Annotated in this window: 16 protein-coding genes; 10 read left to right on the top strand and 6 right to left on the bottom strand. The window is 71.1% G+C overall.

Going from position 1 to position 18,236, the window contains the following annotated elements:
- Positions 1-38 precede the first annotated feature (38 nt).
- Positions 39-2,003 (top strand): APC family permease, encoded by a 1,965-nt coding sequence (locus ACZ3IJ_RS19130; protein WP_467469619.1) that lies wholly within the window; start codon positions 39-41, stop codon positions 2,001-2,003.
- 80 nt (positions 2,004-2,083) lie between these two features.
- On the opposite strand, the gene ACZ3IJ_RS19125 is transcribed toward ACZ3IJ_RS19130, so the two are convergent.
- On the bottom strand, positions 2,084-2,674 hold the full coding sequence (locus ACZ3IJ_RS19125; RefSeq protein WP_391802243.1) for a hypothetical protein: 591 nt from the start codon (positions 2,672-2,674) through the stop codon (positions 2,084-2,086).
- Between the two features lie 257 nt (positions 2,675-2,931).
- Between ACZ3IJ_RS19125 and hemL the strand changes: the two genes are divergently transcribed.
- The 8 genes from hemL to ACZ3IJ_RS19085 all read left to right on the top strand — a co-directional run bounded on the left by hemL (position 2,932) and on the right by ACZ3IJ_RS19085 (position 11,371).
- On the top strand, positions 2,932-4,239 hold the full coding sequence (hemL, locus tag ACZ3IJ_RS19120) for a glutamate-1-semialdehyde 2,1-aminomutase (RefSeq protein ID WP_467469617.1): 1,308 nt from the start codon (positions 2,932-2,934) through the stop codon (positions 4,237-4,239).
- Positions 4,236-4,916 (top strand): histidine phosphatase family protein, encoded by a 681-nt coding sequence (locus tag ACZ3IJ_RS19115; RefSeq protein WP_467469615.1) that lies wholly within the window; start codon positions 4,236-4,238, stop codon positions 4,914-4,916. Before hemL ends, ACZ3IJ_RS19115 begins: the two co-directional genes overlap by 4 nt.
- 332 nt (positions 4,917-5,248) lie before the next feature.
- Positions 5,249-6,502, top strand: coding sequence for a polysaccharide deacetylase family protein (locus ACZ3IJ_RS19110; RefSeq protein ID WP_467469613.1), 1,254 nt, complete (start codon positions 5,249-5,251; stop codon positions 6,500-6,502).
- Positions 6,503-6,614: 112 nt separating this feature from the next.
- Positions 6,615-7,220, top strand: a complete 606-nt coding sequence (locus ACZ3IJ_RS19105; protein ID WP_467469611.1) for a TlpA family protein disulfide reductase — start codon at positions 6,615-6,617, stop codon at positions 7,218-7,220.
- 4 nt (positions 7,221-7,224) lie between these two features.
- The gene (locus ACZ3IJ_RS19100; RefSeq protein WP_467469609.1) at positions 7,225-7,962 is read left to right on the top strand and encodes a cytochrome c biogenesis CcdA family protein; all 738 of its coding nucleotides are present in this window, start codon (positions 7,225-7,227) and stop codon (positions 7,960-7,962) included.
- Positions 7,963-7,966: 4 nt separating this feature from the next.
- Positions 7,967-9,709, top strand: coding sequence for a cytochrome c biogenesis protein ResB (resB, locus tag ACZ3IJ_RS19095; protein WP_467469607.1), 1,743 nt, complete (start codon positions 7,967-7,969; stop codon positions 9,707-9,709).
- Positions 9,710-9,720: 11 nt separating this feature from the next.
- Positions 9,721-10,806, top strand: coding sequence for a c-type cytochrome biogenesis protein CcsB (gene ccsB, locus ACZ3IJ_RS19090; protein WP_467469712.1), 1,086 nt, complete (start codon positions 9,721-9,723; stop codon positions 10,804-10,806).
- 37 nt (positions 10,807-10,843) lie between these two features.
- The gene (locus ACZ3IJ_RS19085; protein ID WP_467469605.1) at positions 10,844-11,371 is read left to right on the top strand and encodes an SRPBCC domain-containing protein; all 528 of its coding nucleotides are present in this window, start codon (positions 10,844-10,846) and stop codon (positions 11,369-11,371) included.
- Positions 11,372-11,431: 60 nt separating this feature from the next.
- Here the strand turns inward: ACZ3IJ_RS19085 and ACZ3IJ_RS19080 are convergent, their stop codons facing one another.
- A complete protein-coding gene (locus ACZ3IJ_RS19080) occupies positions 11,432-12,172 on the bottom strand; it encodes a response regulator (RefSeq protein WP_467469603.1) in 741 nt (246 codons plus the stop codon).
- The gene (locus ACZ3IJ_RS19075) at positions 12,169-13,299 is read right to left on the bottom strand and encodes a sensor histidine kinase (RefSeq protein WP_467469601.1); all 1,131 of its coding nucleotides are present in this window, start codon (positions 13,297-13,299) and stop codon (positions 12,169-12,171) included. The genes ACZ3IJ_RS19080 and ACZ3IJ_RS19075 overlap by 4 nt, the downstream gene beginning before the upstream one ends.
- 123 nt (positions 13,300-13,422) lie before the next feature.
- On the opposite strand from ACZ3IJ_RS19075, the gene ACZ3IJ_RS19070 reads away from it, so the two are divergent.
- Entirely contained in the window at positions 13,423-14,001 is a 579-nt protein-coding gene (locus tag ACZ3IJ_RS19070) for an RICIN domain-containing protein (protein ID WP_467469599.1), read from the top strand.
- Between the two features lie 58 nt (positions 14,002-14,059).
- On the opposite strand, the gene ACZ3IJ_RS19065 is transcribed toward ACZ3IJ_RS19070, so the two are convergent.
- The 3 genes from ACZ3IJ_RS19065 to ACZ3IJ_RS19055 are packed head-to-tail and all read right to left on the bottom strand — an operon-like array spanning position 14,060 to position 18,160.
- Positions 14,060-14,509 carry a DUF5959 family protein gene (locus tag ACZ3IJ_RS19065; protein WP_467469597.1) on the bottom strand — a complete coding sequence of 150 codons (450 nt, stop codon included), beginning with the start codon at positions 14,507-14,509 and terminating at the stop codon, positions 14,060-14,062.
- Positions 14,510-14,559: 50 nt separating this feature from the next.
- Positions 14,560-16,098, bottom strand: coding sequence for a hypothetical protein (locus ACZ3IJ_RS19060; RefSeq protein WP_467469595.1), 1,539 nt, complete (start codon positions 16,096-16,098; stop codon positions 14,560-14,562).
- Positions 16,099-16,102: 4 nt separating this feature from the next.
- Complete coding sequence (locus tag ACZ3IJ_RS19055) at positions 16,103-18,160, bottom strand: hypothetical protein (RefSeq protein WP_467469593.1); 2,058 nt, start codon at positions 18,158-18,160, stop codon at positions 16,103-16,105.
- Positions 18,161-18,236: the final 76 nt, after the last annotated feature.

Raw genomic sequence — 18,236 nt, 5'->3', positions numbered from 1 at the left:
CGCGCACTCCATAGGCGTTTGTCCTAACTTCAGCACTTATGAGAGCTGGAAGTGCGGCGAAACGCCTGCTGGTGGGGCGGCCTTTGGACAGCGGCCGGCTCGGCGAGACCCTGCTGCCCAAGCGACTCGCGCTGCCGATCTTCTGCAGCGACCCGCTCTCCTCCGTCGCGTACGCCACCGAGGAGATCCTGCTCATCCTCGCGCTCGGCGGCCTCGCCGTACTCCATCTGGCCTGGTACGCGGCGATCGCGATCGTCATCCTGCTGGTGGTCGTCGTCGCCTCGTACCGGCAGACCTGTCACGCCTATCCGGGCGGCGGCGGGGCCTACGTCGTCTCCGCCGAGAACCTGGGCCAGACCGCCGCGCTCACCGCCGCCAGCGCGCTGCTGATCGACTACGTGATGACCGTCGCCGTCTCGATCGTCTCGGGCGTCGCGGCCCTCACCTCGGCCGCCCCCGCACTCGACCCGTACGCGGTGGGTCTCTCGGTCACGTGCGTGGTCGTCCTGGCCTGGCTCAATCTGCGCGGGGTCCGCGAGTCGGGGCGCTACTTCGCCATCCCGACGTACGCCTTCATCTCCACCATCTACCTGATGTTCGCCGTCGCGGCCGTCCGGATGGCGACCGGGACGACGATCCGCGCCGAGTCGGCCGACCTGCCCGTCCACGCCGTCTCCAGCTACACCGGACTCGCGCTCGTCCTCCTCGCCATGCGCGCCTTCGCCTCCGGATGCACGGCGCTCACCGGCGTCGAGGCCATCAGCAACGGCGTGCCCGCCTTCGAGAAGCCCAAGAGCCGCAACGCCGCCACGACCCTGGCGATCATGGGGGCGCTCGCGGTGACCATGTTCTTCGGGATCACCACCCTGGCCATGGTCTACGAGGTGCACGTCGCCGAGGACCCGACCGAACTCGGGCTCGCCCCCGGCACCGCCATGCCGACCGCGCTCGCCCAGATCGGCCGTGCCACCTTCGGCAGCTGGCACTTCCTCTTCTATCTGCTCCAGGCCGTCACCGCGGCCGTCCTGATCATGGCCGCCAACACCGCCTTCAACGGCTTTCCCATGCTCGCCTCCGTCCTCGGCCGCGACCGCTACGCGCCCCGCCAGCTCTTCCACCGCGGCGACCGGCTCGTCTACTCCAACGGCATCGTCCTGCTCTCCCTGGCCGCCATCGCCCTGATCGTCGCCTTCGACGCCAACCTCACCCGCCTCATCCAGCTCTACATCCTGGGTGTCTTCGTCTCCTTCACCCTGTCCCAGGCCGGCATGGTCAGGCACTGGCGGCGAGAACTCGCCACCCCGGCGGGCTCCGGAGAGCGGGGCGCCATCCTGCGCCGCATGGCCATCAACGCCTTCGGCGCCTGCCTGACGGCCGTCGTCCTCGTCATCGTCCTGATCACCAAGTTCACGCACGGCGCCTGGATCGTCGTCATCGCCATGCCCGTCCTGTTCGCCGGGATGAAGGGCGTGCGCCGGCACTACGAGACCGTGGCCGCCGAGGTCGCCGTCGAGCCGGGCACCCGCCCCCGCACACTCACCGAGAACCACGTCATCGTCCTCGTGGCCTCGGTCAACGCGCCGAGCCTGCGGGCCCTGTCGTACGCGCGGACCCTGCGCCCCGCCTCACTGACCGCGGTCACCGTCGCCGAGGACCCGGCGGAGGCGGAGGTACTGCGGGCCACCTGGGAGGCCCACGGCATCGAGGTACCCCTGCGGGTCCTCAGCTCTCCGTACCGCTCCGTCGTGCAGCCGGTCCTGCGGCACATCAGGGACGCGCCCGAGCGGACCGAGGACTCGGTGGTGTCGGTCGTCATCCCCGAGTACGTGGTGGGGCACTGGTGGGAGCAGCCGCTGCACAACCAGAGCGCGCTGCGGCTCAAGGCGCGGCTGCTGTTCATGAAGCACGTCGTCGTCATCGACGTGCCGTACCGGCTCGCCTCCGCCCGTGAGCTGGCCGCGGAGAGCGCGAAGGCCGCCGCGGCCCGCGAGGGCGAGGAATGACCCCCGGCGGCCGGCCCCTGCGCCACGGAACACCTCTGCGCCACGGAGCCACTCCTGCGCCACCGGGCCCCGGCGGACCCTTACGGCCAGACCAGGCAGTACGGCTGGTGTCCCGCCTCGTGCAGACGGTGCGAGAAGTCCTGCCACTCGTGGAGCAGCTGGTAGACGTTGAACGCGTCGCGCGGGCCGCCGCGGTCCGGGACGGTGGACCAGATGAAGGCCGCCGCGCCGACGGACTCCTCACCGATGCCGCGCAGCGGGTCGACCACGGTCATGGGCAGTTTCACCACGGCGTAGTCGGGGTGGAGGACCACCAGTTCCAGCGGGGGCACCTTGTGCAGGGGCATGCCCTGGATGCCCGTGAGGACCATCGCGGCTATGGTCTCGGGCTTGATCTTGCTGAACATGCCGCCCATGCCGAGCTCGTCGCCGCCCAGCTCCTCCGGGCGCATCGAGATCGGGACGCGTGCCGCCGTCGCGCCGTCCGGCGCGCCGAAGTACTTGTAGGTCACCCCCAACCGGCCGCCGCCCCCCGTCGTGGGTTCCGAGGACCCCGTGGGTCCTGTTGATTGCGTGGGCTCTTCCGTACGCCGTCGCCGGTGCCTCCCCCGCCGGGCAGGCTCGGGACCCAGGTCGTCGGTCCCCTCGCCCAGTCCGCCACCGCGATGCATATCTCCACCCGACTGCTTTTTAGGCAACACGACCCCCGCCGCGCAACCCGATCATCGTGACAGTGACCTCCCCCACGCTCTCGCGGTGAAACACCTGTCCGCAAGAACGTCCGGCCCTCTGACACCATGGATTCCGTGAGCCATCCCTATGACGCCCCAGTTTCGCAGACGCCGGGGATCGACGCCCCGGCGTCATGCGCGGGGTGCTCACGCCCGTACCGTAGTACTCGCAGCCGTACTCGCAGGTCAGGACCACAGTGCCGTATTCATACGAAGCCCCAGTCTCACAGACGCTTTTCGACCGCGCGTCCCTCGTGACGCCAGGCGGCGTGAACTCACCGGTGCGCGCCTTCCGGGCCGTGGGCGGAACGCCCCGGTTCATGGTGTCCGGTACCGGCCCGTACCTCACCGACGCGGACGGCAGGGAGTACGTCGACCTCGTCTGCTCGTGGGGGCCGATGATTCTCGGCCATGCCCACCCCGAGGTCATCGCGGCGGTCCAGGCCGCCGTCGCCCGCGGCACCTCCTTCGGCACGCCCGGCGAGGGCGAGGTCGCCCTCGCCGAGGAGATCGTCGGCCGGATCGAGCCCGTCGAGCAGGTTCGGCTGGTTTCCTCCGGTACGGAAGCCACGATGTCCGCGATCCGGCTCGCCCGTGGCTTCACCGGCCGGGCGAAGGTCGTGAAGTTCGCCGGCTGCTACCACGGGCACGTGGACGCGCTGCTGGCCGCCGCCGGCTCCGGTGTGGCCACCTTCGGCCTGCCCGACACGCCCGGCGTGACCGGCGCGCAGGCGGGGGACACCATCGTCCTGCCGTACAACGACCTGGACGCGGTCCGGGCCGCGTTCGCCGCGCACCCCGGCGAGATCGCCTGTGTGATCACCGAGGCCTCGCCCGGCAACATGGGCGTCGTCCCTCCGCTGGACGGCTTCAACGCCGGCCTCAAGCAGCTCTGCTCCGAGAACGGCGCGCTGTACATCTCCGACGAGGTCATGACCGGCTTCCGGACCTCCCGCGCCGGCTGGTACGGCGTCGACGGGGTGAAGCCCGACCTGATGACGTTCGGCAAGGTCATGGGCGGCGGCTTCCCGGCCGCGGCCTTCGGCGGCCGCGCCGACGTCATGGGGCACCTCGCGCCGGCCGGCCCGGTCTACCAGGCGGGCACCCTCTCCGGTAACCCGATCGCCACCGCCGCGGGCCTCGCGCAGCTGCGTCTGCTCGACGACGCCGCGTACGCCAAGGTCGACGCCGTGTCCAAGGAGATCCAGGAGCTCGTCACCGGCGCGCTCACCAAGGAGGGCGTGGCGCACCGGCTGCAGACCGCCTCCAACATGTTCTCCGTCTTCTTCACGGCCGACGAGGTCCGGAACTACGACGACGCGAAGACGCAGGAGGCGTTCCGCTTCAACGCGTTCTTCCACTCGATGCTCGCCGACGGCGTCTACCTGCCGCCGTCGGCCTTCGAGTCGTGGTTCGTCTCCACGGCCCACGACGAGCGCGCGATCGAGCGGATCGCCGCCGCGCTGCCCGCCGCCGCCCGCGCCGCCGCGGAGGCCACCGCATGAGCGCCGCCGACATCACGGTCGTCCACCTGGTCCGCCACGGCGAGGTGCACAACCCCGACGGAGTCCTCTACGGCCGCCGCTCCGGTTACCACCTCTCCGAGCTGGGCCGGCAGATGGCCGACCGGGTCGCCGAGCACCTGGCCGACCGGGACGTCACGTACGTCGTCTCGTCCCCGCTGGAGCGCGCGCAGGAGACGGCACAGCCGGTCGCCAAGGGCCACGGCCTGGACCTGGCCACGGACGAGCGGCTCGTCGAGGCGGGCAACGTCTTCGAGGGCAAGACGTTCGGTGTCGGCGACGGCGCGCTGCGCAAGCCGGGCAACTGGAAGCACCTCACCAACCCGTTCAAGCCGTCCTGGGGCGAGCCGTACGTCGAGCAGGTCGTACGGATGATGGGCGCGCTGGACGCGGCGAAGGACGCGGCGCGGGGGCACGAGGCGGTCTGCGTCAGCCACCAGCTGCCGATCTGGATCGTGCGGAGCTTCGTGGAGAAGCGCCGGCTGTGGCACGACCCGCGGCGGCGTCAGTGCACGCTGGCCTCGCTGACCTCGTTCACGTACCAGGGCGACAAGATCGTCTCGGTCGGGTACAGCGAGCCGGCCCGGGACCTGGTGCCGGCGCATCTGCTGGCGGGCGCGAAGCCGGTGAAGGGGAAGTCGAAGGCCTTCGGCGCGTAGCGCTCCGCGGGGAGAGCGGTAGCCGGGCTGCGGTAGTCCCGGTAACCGGCCTGCGGGTGAGCGGTCGACCGCGGGCCGGTGGGGCCTCGTCGCGCAGTTCCCCGCGCCCCTTCAGGGCGCCCCTTCGCACGGTTCCCCCCGACCCTTCGGGGGCTGCGCGTTCGGGTGGGTGTTTCGTGGGTAGGGCCTCAGGGCGATCGGATGACGTGTAGTCATCTGGTCGCCCTGAAATTTTTGTGCTAATTCCCGGAACCTCCCCGTTCCTCCCGGCATCTCACTCATTGTCGGTTTGGATGACCGGCCGGTCGTACGTACACGCGAATGGGGACGTCATGCGCGGGATCACTCGAAGGGGACTTCTCGGGGCGGGTGTTGGTGCCGCCGCCGCGATCGGGATCGCGGGTTGCAGTGACAACGACTCCGGCAAACCGGGCAATTCGGGCGCTGGTAAGGGTGGTGACGCCTCGGGGACCCCGGGCAACCCCACTCCCACCAAGGAAGAGGCCCGGCTCATAGGCGACGGTTCCACGTCCGACACCGGGAAGCAGCCGAACCAGCCCGACGCGCCCGTCCCGCTCGAACCGGGCCAGACCCCGCCGCAGTTCGTGATCTTCTCCTGGGACGGCGCCGGCGAGGTCGGCAACGGCCTCTTCCCGCGCTTCCTCGAACTCGCCAGGAACCACGACGCCGCGATGACCTTCTTCCTCTCCGGGATCTACCTCCTGCCGGAGTCGAAGAAGAGCCTCTACCGCCCGCCGAACAACCGCGTCGGCGCCTCCGACATCGGCTACCTCACCGACGACCACATCAAGGACACGCTCAAGAACGTCCGCCAGGCCTGGCTCGACGGACACGAGATCGGCACCCACTTCAACGGCCACTTCTGCGCCGGCTCGGGATCGGTCGGCAACTGGACCCCGGCCCAGTGGCAGAGCGAGGTCGACCAGGCCGTGAAGTTCGTCACCGAGTGGAAGACGAACAGTGGCTGGACCGACCTCGACCCGCTGCCCTTCGACTACCGCAAGGAGCTGATCGGCGGCCGCACCCCCTGCCTCCTCGGTCAGGACAACCTCCTGCCCACCGCGAAGCGCCTCGGCTGGCGCTACGACGCCAGCTCGCCCGGCGGCCGCCAGATGTGGCCCGTCAAGCGCCAGGGCATCTGGGACCTCCCGCTGCAGGCCGTGCCGTTCCCCGGCCACTCCTTCGAGGTCCTCTCGATGGACTACAACATCCTCGCCAACCAGTCGAAGAACACCACCAAGGGCATGCCCTCGCGCTACCCGGGCTGGCGCAAGCAGGCCACCAAGGCGTACCTCAACGGGTTCGAGCGCGCGTACGAGTCCAACCGGGCGCCGTTCTTCATAGGCAACCACTTCGAGCAGTGGAACGGCGGCATCTACATGGACGCCGTCGAGGAGTCCCTCAAGGCCATGGCGGGAAAGAAGGACGTCCGGCTGGTCTCGTTCCGCCAGTTCGTGGACTGGCTGGACGTGCAGGACCCGGCGATCCTCGCCAAGCTCCGTACGCTCGAGGTCGGGCAGTCACCGGCCGGCGGATGGAACACCTTCCTCAAGGCCGCCGCATAGTGATCGGGGGCGCTTGGCCCTCGTACGTCCCTTAAGCCCCCTTGACAAGGGGCTTTACGGGCAGTCAGGGGGGTGCCCAAGATCCCCCAAACGCCCATGCGAAACTTTTCACATGAGCCTTAGCCGTGCCCCTCGACGCACCCTGCTCGCCGTCGGAACCCTGTCGGCCGCCCTCGCTCTGTCGGCCTGCGGCTCGGACTCCAACGGCAAGTCGGGCGGCGGCGGCGGAACCAACTTCGTGACCAACACGGGCGGTATCTCCACGGTCGCCAAGGGCGAGCGCACGGCGCCCACGAAGATCGCCGGCGAGACCGTCGACGGCGAGAAGCTGGACATCGCCGACCTCAAGGGCAAGGTCGTCGTCCTGAACGCCTGGGGCTCGTGGTGCGGCCCCTGCCGCGCCGAGGCGCCGCACTTCGCTAAGGTCGCGAACGACCTCAAGGCGAAGGGCGTGGAGTTCGTCGGACTGAACACCCGCGACTTCAACAAGCAGCAGGCGGTGACCTTCGAAGAGGACTACGAGGTCCCTTATCCCAGCCTGTACGACCCCGCCGGAAAGCTGATCCTCAACGGGTTCCCCAAGGGCACGCTCAATCTGCAGGCCATTCCGTCCACCGTCGTGCTCGACAAGGACGGGAAGATCGCCGCCCGCGCCCTCATGGCACTCGACGAGAAGAAGCTCCGCTCGATGATCGAGCCGCTTCTCGCGGAGAAGTGATCCGGTGAACGAGACGGTCTTCAGCGGGGCCCTCCTGCTCGCCCTGCCCATCGCCGTGCTCGGCGGTCTGGTCTCCTTCTTCTCCCCGTGCGTCCTGCCCCTCGTGCCCGGCTACCTGAGTTACGTGACCGGCGTCACCGGCACCGACCTGGCCGAGGCCAGGCGCGGCCGGATGGCGGGCGGGGCCGCGCTCTTCGTCCTGGGCTTCACCGCCGTGTTCGTCTCCGGCGGCGCCCTCTTCGGCGGCTTCGGCAACACCCTGCAGGAACACCGCGAGGTCATCTCCAGGGCCCTCGGCGCGCTGACCATCGTGCTCGGCGCCTTCTTCATGGGCGCGATGCCATGGATCACCCGCCGGGAGTTCCGCTTCCACAAGCGGCCCGTGACGGGACTCCTCGGCGCGCCCATGCTCGGCGTGCTCTTCGGCGTCGGCTGGGTCCCGTGCATCGGCCCGACCCTCGCCGCCGTTCTCGCGCTCGCCTCCAACGAGGCCAGTGCCGGCCGGGGCGCCCTCCTCACCGTCGCCTACTGCCTGGGCCTCGGCCTGCCGTTCATCCTCACCGCGATCGCCTTCCGACGGGCGCTCGGCGCCTTCGGCTGGGTGAAGCGGCATTATGTCTGGGTCATGCGCATCGGCGGCATCATGCTGATCGCAACCGGCCTGCTGCTCGTCACCGGAGCCTGGGATCGCATCGTGTCCGAGATGCAGGTCTGGACTGCCGGCTTCACCCCGGGGATCTGAACCCATGACCCACACCAGCCCGAGCGACACGAACGTGAGCGGAACGAACGCGAGCGACACGAGCGCGAGCGAGGCGGAGGAGCGCGCGGATCTCGGCGCCGCGGGCTCGCAGCTCTCCACCGCCCCCCGCGAGGAGAGCGCCGTCGGCGGTCCCGCCCTCGGGGTCGTCGGCTGGATCCGCTGGTTCTGGCGCCAGCTCACCTCCATGCGGGTGGCGCTGATCCTGCTCTTCCTGCTCTCGCTCGGCGCGATCCCCGGCTCGCTCATCCCGCAGACCAGCGCGGACGAGCTGAAGGTGCAGACCTTCCAGAAGGCGCACCCCACGCTCACGCCGATCTACGAGAAGCTCCAGCTCTTCGACGTCTACAGCTCGGTGTGGTTCTCCGCGATCTACATACTGCTGTTCGTCTCCCTCATCGGCTGCATCGTGCCCCGCAGCTGGCAGTTCGTCGGCCAGCTCCGAGGCCTGCCGCCCGCCGCGCCCGGCCGCCTGACCAGGCTGCCCGCGTACACGACGTGGCGTACGGAGGCCGAGCCCGAGCAGGTCCGCGAGGCCGCGCTCGCCCTGCTCAAGGGCCGCCGGTTCCGCGCGCACACCGTCAAGGACGCCGTCTCCGCCGAGAAGGGCTACCTCCGCGAGGCGGGGAACCTGGCCTTCCACATCGCGCTGATCGTGATGCTGGTGGCCTTCGCCTGGGGCCAGCTCTTCAAGTCCGAGGGCGGCAAGCTGATCATCGAGGGCGACGGCTTCTCCAACACCCTCACGCAGTACGACGACTTCAAGTCGGGCTCCCTCTACAGCACCGACGACCTCGCCCCGTTCGGCTTCCAGCTGGACAGCTTCACCGGTACGTACGAGAAGAGCGGCCCGCAGCGCGGCACCCCGCGCACCTTCGAGGCCGCCGTCACGTACGCAGAGGCGGGCGGCAAGGACAAGAAGGCGGTCATCCGGGTCAACGAGCCGCTGAAGGTCGGCGGCTCCAAGGTCTATCTGATCGCCCACGGGTACGCGCCCGTCGTCACCGTCAAGGACGGCCGCGGCAAGGTCGTGTTCCACGGCGCCGTGCCGCTGCTGCCGTTCGACAACAACATCACCTCCACCGGCGCGATCAAGGTGATGGACGGCTACCGCGACAAGAACGGCGAGAAGGAGCAGCTGGGCTTCCAGGCCTTCTTCGTGCCGACCTTCGCGGGCGCCGGCAAGGGGAGCATGTTCTCCCAGTTCCCGGCGCTCGACTTCCCCGTGATGGCCCTGACCGGCTACCACGGCGACCTGCGCGTCGACTCGGGGCTGCCGCAGAACGTGTACCAGCTCGACACCTCCAAGATGAAGCAGTTCAAGGTCGCGGGCGGGACCGGCGTCGCGCAGCGGATGCTGCCCGGCGAGACCATGACCCTGCCCGACGGTGCCGGCTCGATCACCTTCGAGAAGGACATCAAGGAGTGGGCGAGCTTCCAGATCTCCCAGCAGCCGGGCAACGGCCTCGCCCTCGCGGGCGCGATCGCGGCGATCGCGGGCCTCACCGGCTCGCTCTTCATCCAGCGCCGCCGGGTCTGGGTGCGGGCCGTACGGGGGAAGGACGGCGTCACCGTCGTCGAGATGGCGGGCCTTGGCCGGAGCGAGTCCGCCAAGCTCCCCGAGGAGCTGGCCGGACTCGCGGCCACGCTCCACGCACAGGCGCCGACCGCGCCGGAATCCGCAGAACCTGCCGAAGCCGAAGCAGAAGCCGAAGGGGCTGAGAAGTGAATCTCGCCGCCGTGAGTCTCGCCGCCGAGACCAACGAGAGCCTGGCGCGGATGAGCGACATGCTCATCTACTCGTCGATGGCCGTCTACACCCTGGCCTTCTTCGCGCACATCGCCGAGTGGGTGCTGGGCAGCCGGAGCAAGGTCGGCCGCACGGCCGCCGCTCTGACCGCCCAGGCGAAGGCGACCGCTTCCGCCCCGGCCGTCCAGGTCAGGACGGCCGGCGGAGGCACCGCCGTGCTCGACAAGCCCACCGTCGTCACCCGGTCGGGCGCGGGCGCCCGCGACGTCCCCGACGGTCCCGGCGCGGCCGGCGGCACGGTCAAGGGCGATCTGTACGGCCGTATCGCCGTCTCGCTCACCGTCCTCGCCTTCCTGGTCGAGGCGTCGGGCGTGGTCACCCGGGCGCTCTCCGTGCAGCGGGCCCCCTGGGGCAACATGTACGAGTTCTCCACCACCTTCTCCACCGTGGCGGTCGGCGCGTACCTCGGCTTCCTCGTCGCCAAGAAGAACGTGCGCTGGCTCGGCCTGCCGCTGGTCACCACGGTCCTGCTCGACCTGGGCATGGCCACCACCTGGCTGAAGACCCCCAGCGACCAGCTGGTCCCCGCGCTGGACTCGTACTGGCTGTGGATCCACGTCTCCACCGCGATCTTCTGCGGCGCCGTCTTCTACCTGGGCGCCACCGCCACCCTGCTGTACCTCTTCCGCGACTCGTACGAGAACAAGCTCGCGACCGGCGGCAACCCGGGCTCCTTCGCCCGCTCCGTCCTGGAGCGGCTGCCGTCGGCGGCCTCGCTCGACAAGTTCTCCTACCGGGTGAACGCGGCGATCTTCCCGCTGTGGACCTTCACGATCATCGCCGGAGCGATCTGGGCCGGCGACGCGTGGGGCCGCTACTGGGGCTGGGACGCCAAGGAGGTCTGGTCCTTCATCACGTGGGTCGGTTACGCGGCGTACCTGCACGCCCGGGCGACGGCGGGCTGGAAGGGCCGCAAGGCCGCGTACATCGCGCTCATCGCCTTCGGTTGCTTCCTCTTCAACTACTACGGCGTCAACATCTTCGTGAGCAGCAAGCACTCGTACGCGGGCGTCTGAGCTGGCACGGCGCCCGCCCCGGCGTGACGCTTGAGGTATGAGCGAGATCCCCCGGGGCAGGTGCGAGACCCATGACGGCAACCTCCATCACCTGCGGTACGTGATCGACCTGCCCCACCCTGTGGTGCGGGTCTGGGCGGCCGTCGCGACGCCGGAGGGGCTGCCGCAGTGGCTCTGTGCGGCTGATCCGCTGGAGCCGAGGCTCGGCGGAGCGGTGACGCTGCGCTGGCTGAACGGTGACACGGAGGTCTCCGGGCAGGTGACGGCCTGGGACCCGGAGTACGTGGCCGAGTACACGGTCGGCCCGTCGCACGGCCGGATCCGGTTCCATCTGGAACCGGCCGGGAGCGGCGGGACGACCGTTCTGCGTTTCACCAACGAGTTCCGGGCGACGCACGAAGAGAAGCTGGACGTCATGGCGGGGTGGCACGACCACTTCGAGCGGCTGTCGGAGGCGCTGGAGGGCAGGCCCACGGACTGGCGCGTGTGGTCGCCCGAGCGCTGGCAGCATCTGCGCGAGCTGTACGTACGGGACGACGCGCCGTGGCCCAAGTGGGAGCCGTGAGCGGCCCGCGGTGACCCGGCGACCGGCCCGCGGCCGCCCACCGCACGGCCCGGCCGCCGGTCACCGAGGGGTGTCGAGACCGTCCTCCCGGACCCGTGACGCCAGGTCGATCTTGGTGTGGGCGGGGCGGCCCGCGCGCTGGTACTTCTCCTTGACCTGATCGAGGTAGTACTTGGCGGTGTTCGGGCTGATCCTGGCCCGGCGGGCCGTCGCCTTCAGCGTCAGCCCGGAGGCGTAGTCGAGAAGGACCTGCAGCTCGCGCGGGGCGAGCCGGGGGCGCTCGGGGCGCGTGTCGTGCGCCAGCGCGAAGGCCAGCTCGGGGGAGTGGACGCGGCCGTCGGAGGCGACCTCGCCGATCGCCGTCACGAGGGAGTCCAGGGCGTGGTCCTTGGTCAGATAGCCGTCGGCCCCGGCGGAGAACGCGGCGACGATACGGGACCGGTCGGCGACCGTGCTGATGACGAGGACGCGCGGACCGGCCGCCCGTACCCTGCGGACGTTCTCCTCCGCCACGGAGCCGTCCCGCAGGACCAGGTCGAGCAGGACCACGTCCGCGTGTCGGCCGGGGCCGGCGAGCAGCTCGTCCACGGTGTCCGCGCAGCCGAGCATGCGGAGCTGCGGCACGCCGTCCAGCCAGGAGCACAGCCCGTCGAGAAGCATCCGGTCGTCGTCGACCGCCGCCACCCCGACGACGACCCGGCCGTCCGTGCGGGTGGGGGGCCGGCCCGGCGCGTCGGTGGCCCGGCGGTCCGGAGCGGGTGTCGCGTGGGCCTCGCCCGGCCGGTCCGCCGGGTCGTTCACGACGGCCATCGCAGTTCGACCCGGGTGCCTTCGCCCGGGGCGCTGTCCACCTCGGCCGTGCCGCCGATCTCCCGCATCCGGGCGTGCACCGACCGCCGCAGGCCCGTCCCCGTCCCGCGCCCGCCCACCAGGGCCGCGTCGACGTCGAAGCCCCGGCCGCGGTCCACGACGGTGACCGTGATGCCGTCGACCCGTCCGGTCGCGGTGAGGTACGCGGCCTGGGTCCCGGCGTGGTGCCGCACGTTGTTCAGCGCCTCCGTCACCGCGGCGGTCAGCGCGGCCGCCACGGGCCCCGGGAGCGCGGGCAGTTCGTGGTACTGGGCGGTGACCGTGAGCCCGAGGCACTCCGCGGCCGTCACCACGTCCTCCAGGGCCTCGCCCGCCGGCACCTCGGAACCCGGCTTCTCGCCGCCCCCCTGCGTCTCCGGCTCCGCCTCGTCCGACCGCTGGACCAGCCGGCGGAGATAGGCCGCCTCCCGGGCACAGCGCTCCCGCACCCCCGAGGTGTTGGCGTCCACACGTCCGGAGGCGATCGTGGTCAGCGTGGCCAGGACCGTGTCGTGCAGGGCGCGGTGGTGGGCCATCCGCTCGGCCTGCCGGGCCCGTTCGGCCTCGGCCCGCACCGCCTGCTCGCGCGCCTCGTCGAGCAGGGTGCCCTGGCGGTGCAGGTACCACCAGAAGACGCGGGCCATCACGGCGGAGGAGACCACCGACATGAGGTGCCCGGTCAACGGCCGTGCCGTGTCCGTCTGCAGCTGGGCGCCCAGGTGGGAGACGAGGATCAGGGCCACCGCGCAGGCCCCTTGGCGCGCGCTCAGTCCGGCGGCCGCCGCCGCGGCGGCCGACCCGCCCAGCAGCAGCGGCCAGAACCCCGGCTCCGGCACGTGCCCGCCGCTCGCCCACAGCATCGCGTGCGGCAGCAGACAGCCCGTCAGCAGCACGTCGGTCCATACGAGACGCGGGCCGAACCCGCCCTGCGCGTACCCCTTCCCGTACAGCGACAGGCTGGTGGCCAGCGCCACTCCGAGGAGCGCCCGGACGACACCCCCGGCGGCGGGGGCGTGCACGAGGGCGGTGATACCGGCGGTGAGATGACTCGCCCGGTACAGACCGGTGGCGAGAAGCATGAACCGCTGCGCCCGTTGCAGCCCTGACCCCACCCAAACCCCCCTGAAAAGACGGGTACCGGGGGGTCAGTTGATCTCGCTAGCTTCCTTGGCGTCAAGGCAATCCCCAGCCAGGAGGAAAACGTGGCTCGAAGAACGTTCCGACGGCTCGGCAGGCATGGATTCGTGGCCTCGCTGGTCGCGCTCTTCACCCTGCTGATCCCGACGGCGGCACACGCCGACTACAACCCGAACGTGCGCTACACGAGTACGCCGTACAACGCGGCCATCCACGAGATCCGGGCGTCGTACAGCTGGCAGTGCCTGGACATCCGCGGGGAGTCGACCAGCGTCGGCGCGGTCATCCAGCGGTACGACTGCAAGGGGCAGCACCACCAGCGCTTCGTCTTCTACCCGATGGGCGGGGAGAACTTCGCCGTTGGCACCTACGGCGGCGCCATGTGCCTGGGCACCCCGAACGCGAGCAAGGCCCCGGGTACCGGCGTCATCCAGGCCACGGGCGGCAACTGCCTGACCCTGCGCTGGCAGGACCGCGGCTCCAACCACTGGGAGATGGTCGAGGTGGGCACCGGCCAGTGCCTGCTCGACACCGGGCGGCGCAGCCAGGTGGTGCTCGGTACCTGTGGCGGCGTCGGCGAGCCCTGGCCGTCGCTGTGGACCCCGAGGTTCGACCGCTACTTCAACTACCCGGGCGGCTTCTAGCCCGAGGCGGCCGCCGGGTGCCGGGCCGTACCCGGCGGCCCCTCCTCGGGGTCGCGTCTCAGGAGCGCGAGGTGCGGGGGCGGTCAGCCCAGGTCTCCCGGACCCGGGCGAGCCGTGCGCGGTGGTCGGCGATCCAGTGGTCGGCCGGCTCCAGCAGGACCCGGGCGGTCGCCCGTGAGCCCGCGCGGTCGGCGACGGAGACGCGGATCATCCCCTCCGCCAGCTCGGGGCCGTCGACGTCGACGTGCAGTTCGGTCGCCCGCTTGTCCTTCCGCCAGGCGATGTTCTCGCCCCTGGCGAGCGCGGCCAGGCTCTCCTCCCAGGTGGTGAGGTCGTCGGGGAAGATCCAGGTCTTCAGCGTCCCCTTGAGGAACTTCGTGTGGACGACGAACTCGCCGACCAGTACCGGCACTTCCGGATACCCGCCGAACTCGCGGCCCGTCACTCGGACCGTCACGGTCCCGCCACCGTCGGTGAGGCGGACGAGTTCGATCGGCTCGGCTTCCATGGGCGGTTCCCCCTGCGTGAGTGGACGGCTCGCGAATGTACCCCCGCCCGCTAACCCCTCCTCGGCGGCAGGCAGTCCTTCGCCGGAGGTCTGCCCTCCGGCCAGGCGATCTGGACGAACCGCTGCGAGCCGTCCTGGGCCAGTTCCACGATCGGGACCGCCTTGTTGAACGGGTTGCCGAAGTTGTCCAGGCAGATCCAGCCGCTCGCGCCGTCGACCCGGAGCGAGCCCTTCACCTGCGGCCACTGGGTGACCACGTCCGCCGCCTCCGGGAACTGTGCGCCCTGCGGGGTCGCCTGGCGGATCGCGTGGACCGCCGTCGCCATCGCGTCGTACGCCACGATCGCCTGGCCGTCCGCGAGCGGGACCGGCTTCGTCGTGGCCTTCGTGACGTCCGCGAGGAACGTCTCGTACGCGGCCGTCGAACCGCCCGTGCTCGGCACCGGGCGTCCGGGGGCCGGCTTCCAGGCGTCGGGGTGCGCGAGCGAGGCGTAGCGGACGGTCAGTCGCGCCTTCAGCGCGGCCCGGTTGAGCTTGCCGTCCCCGCCGAGGTACGAGCCCTCGTCACCGGTCAGGATCGTGAACGGCCGCTCGGCGCAGCCCCGCGCGCCGAGGGCGTTGATGAACTGCCTCAGCTGCGTGTGGCGGCCGGCGAAGAAGACCGTCTCCGCCCTCGTGTCGCAGATCAGATGGGTGATCTGGCGGAAGGTGTTCGCGGTCGTGCCCTCCTCCGTCGGGTCCGCGGGCGAGGTGAAGAGCTGCGGCTCGTACGGGGCGCCCTTGAGGGAGGAGGTGAAGGCCGCCTTCAGGGTGTCCGTGTAGTGGTCGCCGGTCCGGGTGTCCTGGACGAGCAGCGCCTTCGCCCCCTCGACCTTCCCGAAGTGGGCCAGCGCCTTGGCCTCGTCGCCGTTGGTGGGGGAGACGCGGGCGAGGCCGGGGTAGCGGTTCTTGCCGGCGCCGGGGCCGTTGGCGATGTCGTCGGCGGTGATCGTGGTGCCGACGACGGCGATGCCCGCGTCCGTCAGTGCCGTCACCGCCTCCCGTATCTCGGTCGAGGAGGTGGCGACTCCGCTGACCGCCCGCAGCCGGTCGGGGCCGTCCGTCATCGCCTTCAGCCGGTCGACGGTCGTCCGCCAGTGAGCGTTGCCCTTGCCGGTGTTGGCCAGGACGAGCCTGATCTTCGGGGTCTCGTTGTTGGACTCGTGGTTGGCCCGGTACTGGCGTGCGTAGGCGCCGACGACCTCGTGCAGCACCTTCACCCGTAAGCCGCTGTCCGTCGAGGTGAGCGGCAGCAGCAGGGCGACCGTCGCGTACTCGTCGGACTTCAGGGCGCGGTTCTCGTCGCGGATCCGTCCGGCGATCTCGGTCAGCGCCGGTACGCCGAAGTCGAAGCCGTCCCCGTTGACGCCGACGCACTCGGTGCTGCCCGCCGGCCGCTCCACTCCGGCGGCGCAGGAACGGTCCTCCGGGGTGGTGGCGCGGTCGATCGCGTACCCGGCCAGGGAGCCGACGACGGCGAGGGCGACCGCGGACGTGAGGATCTTCTGCCGGGTGGTGTACCAGAGCCGGTAGCGCAGCGGGCTGACCATGGGCTCAGACTCCGTTCTCCGCACCGGGCGGGAGCGAGAGCCCCCGCCAGGCGCGGATGTCCCTCGGCCAGTGGGTGGCCGCGTCCCAGAGCGGACTGTTCCCCGTCCGATGACGGCCGGAGAGCTGGCGCAGCTCGTGCGCCAGCTTGTCGGTCACGTCCTCGTCGGGAAGCGCGAGCGGATCGGTGAGCAGCCATACGGCGTGCAGCAACCGCCGCAGACTCAGCTGGAGTTCGACGGTGTCGTCGTCGTACGCGGTGGGCAGGGTCTCGCCGGACTCCTGGCCGAGCGCGATCGCCCGCCGCGGGTCGGGACCGGTGCGGCCCCTGTCGTACGGGTACGGCGCCGAGGCGATGAACCGCAGCCTGCCGAGCCAGTCGAGGACGTCCGCGTCGGGGAAGGTGACCCGCAGGTGGGTCACGGCGTCGTCGGTGCGCCCGAGCGCCAGTTCCTGGTGCAGCAGGTACGGGACGGGCCCGGTGGCGTAGTGCCGGTGCAGGGTCTCGTGGACGGCCCGCCAGGTCGCGTACTCCTCCCCGTCCTCGTAGCGCAGCCGGTGCAGGAGCAGGGCGCGCAGCAGCGGGTCGGCGACGAAGTGCTCGGGGCCTTCCGGCCAGTCCTCGGCGCGCAGCAGGTCCCGGACGCGCAGGGCGGTGTCGCCTTCGAGGGACTCGCCGCGCAGCCGGGTCCGGGCGAGCAGCCGGGCCGACTCCTCGTCGTGGGCGGCGGCGAGGACGGCGAAGGGGCCGTGCCGAAGGCCCGGCAGGAGCTCTTCGAGGAGAGTGGGGGCGACCGGCACGGGGGCCCTGTCCTCGCGCAGCTCCACCGTGAGGTCGAGCAGGGCGCCGGGGGATAGCGAGGGCTTCCGGGCGGCGGGCACGTCGCCCGCGGTGCGGCCGAGCAGGACCACGCCGAGCGGCCGTCCGCCGGTGAGCCGGTGCACGGCGCGGGCCAGTTCGGCGGGGGTCCGGCCCGCCGGGTCGAAGCGGTCGAAGGCGCTCTGGGTCTGGGCGGGCGACAGCGGAGGCAGTTCGACGGCGAGGATGCCGGACGTGACGTCCGGGCCGCGCGGGCAGGGCGCGCGGTGCGCGGTCTCGGGCAGTCGCAGCCGGGCCGCGTGCCGGATGCCGTCGTGGTCGCGGACGCGGGAGGTGGCGATGACGACGACCCGGTCGCGTCGGCCGTCGGCGCGCGCCCGCAGAATCGGTTCGACCAGTCTCCGGCCGAGCGGCTCGTGGGCGTTGTCGAGGAGGAGGACGGGCCGGCCGCGGCGGGCGCCGCGGTTGGCGAGGCCGGTGAAGGCGCGGACCAGGTCCTCGACGAGCGCGCCGACGAGGAAGTCCTCGGCCTCGCGGCGGCGCCGGCCGCCCTGCTCGAAGTCCATCGCGAGCTGCTGGAGGCCGGCCTTGCCGCGGCCGCCCGCGTTGCGATAGCTCCCGTACCAGCTTTCGGCCTTCTGCTGAAAGCGGCCGAACACCTCTTCGAGGACGGTTTCCACGGTCGCCTCGGCGAGCAACCCGGCCATCGGCGCGCCGGCCTCGGCGAACTTGGCGGCGAGTTTGGTGAGGACCTTGGTGACCCAGTTGGCGGCGGCACCCTTGGTGGCGTCGACGGTCGCGAGGACCGGTCCGAGCCGCTGGAGATCGCGCCGGGCCCGCTCGTCGTCCTCCTGTGACCAGCTGATGGACGCGACGGCGACCAGCCCGAGCGAGAGGCGCGGGAACTGGACGGGCCGTGCCGCGAGCACCCGCGGCGCCAGCTGTACGGCGAGCTCGGCGAGCGCCCCGGTGAGCGGGTTCCAGCCGGGTCCGTGGTCGGCGGGCGGTTCGATGTGCGCGCAGTCGAGCAGGGCGAGCGGGGTGGCCGCCTTGTAGGCGTTGCGGATCTGCTTGAGCAGCGCCGTCTTGCCCATGCCCCGGCCGCCGGTGAAGACCGTGACGGGCGGGTCGTCGCCGTGCTCGTACGCGGTGCGGTCGTAGCGGTGCGGGGACAGTCCGACGAGCCGCGCGGCGAGTCCGGAATCCTGGAAGACCGCCTCGCGGCCGTACAGCTCTCTGTCCACGTGTCGTTACCCCCGTCACGCCACTTGTCTCAGCCAACTCCAGGATATCGACGACGTGTTGGGAAGGCGGCAGGCT

It is taken from the genome of Streptomyces sp. NPDC013317, assembly GCF_055563155.1.
Note: the sequence above shows the minus strand (reverse complement) of the source record. Positions and strands in the feature narration are given on the sequence as shown.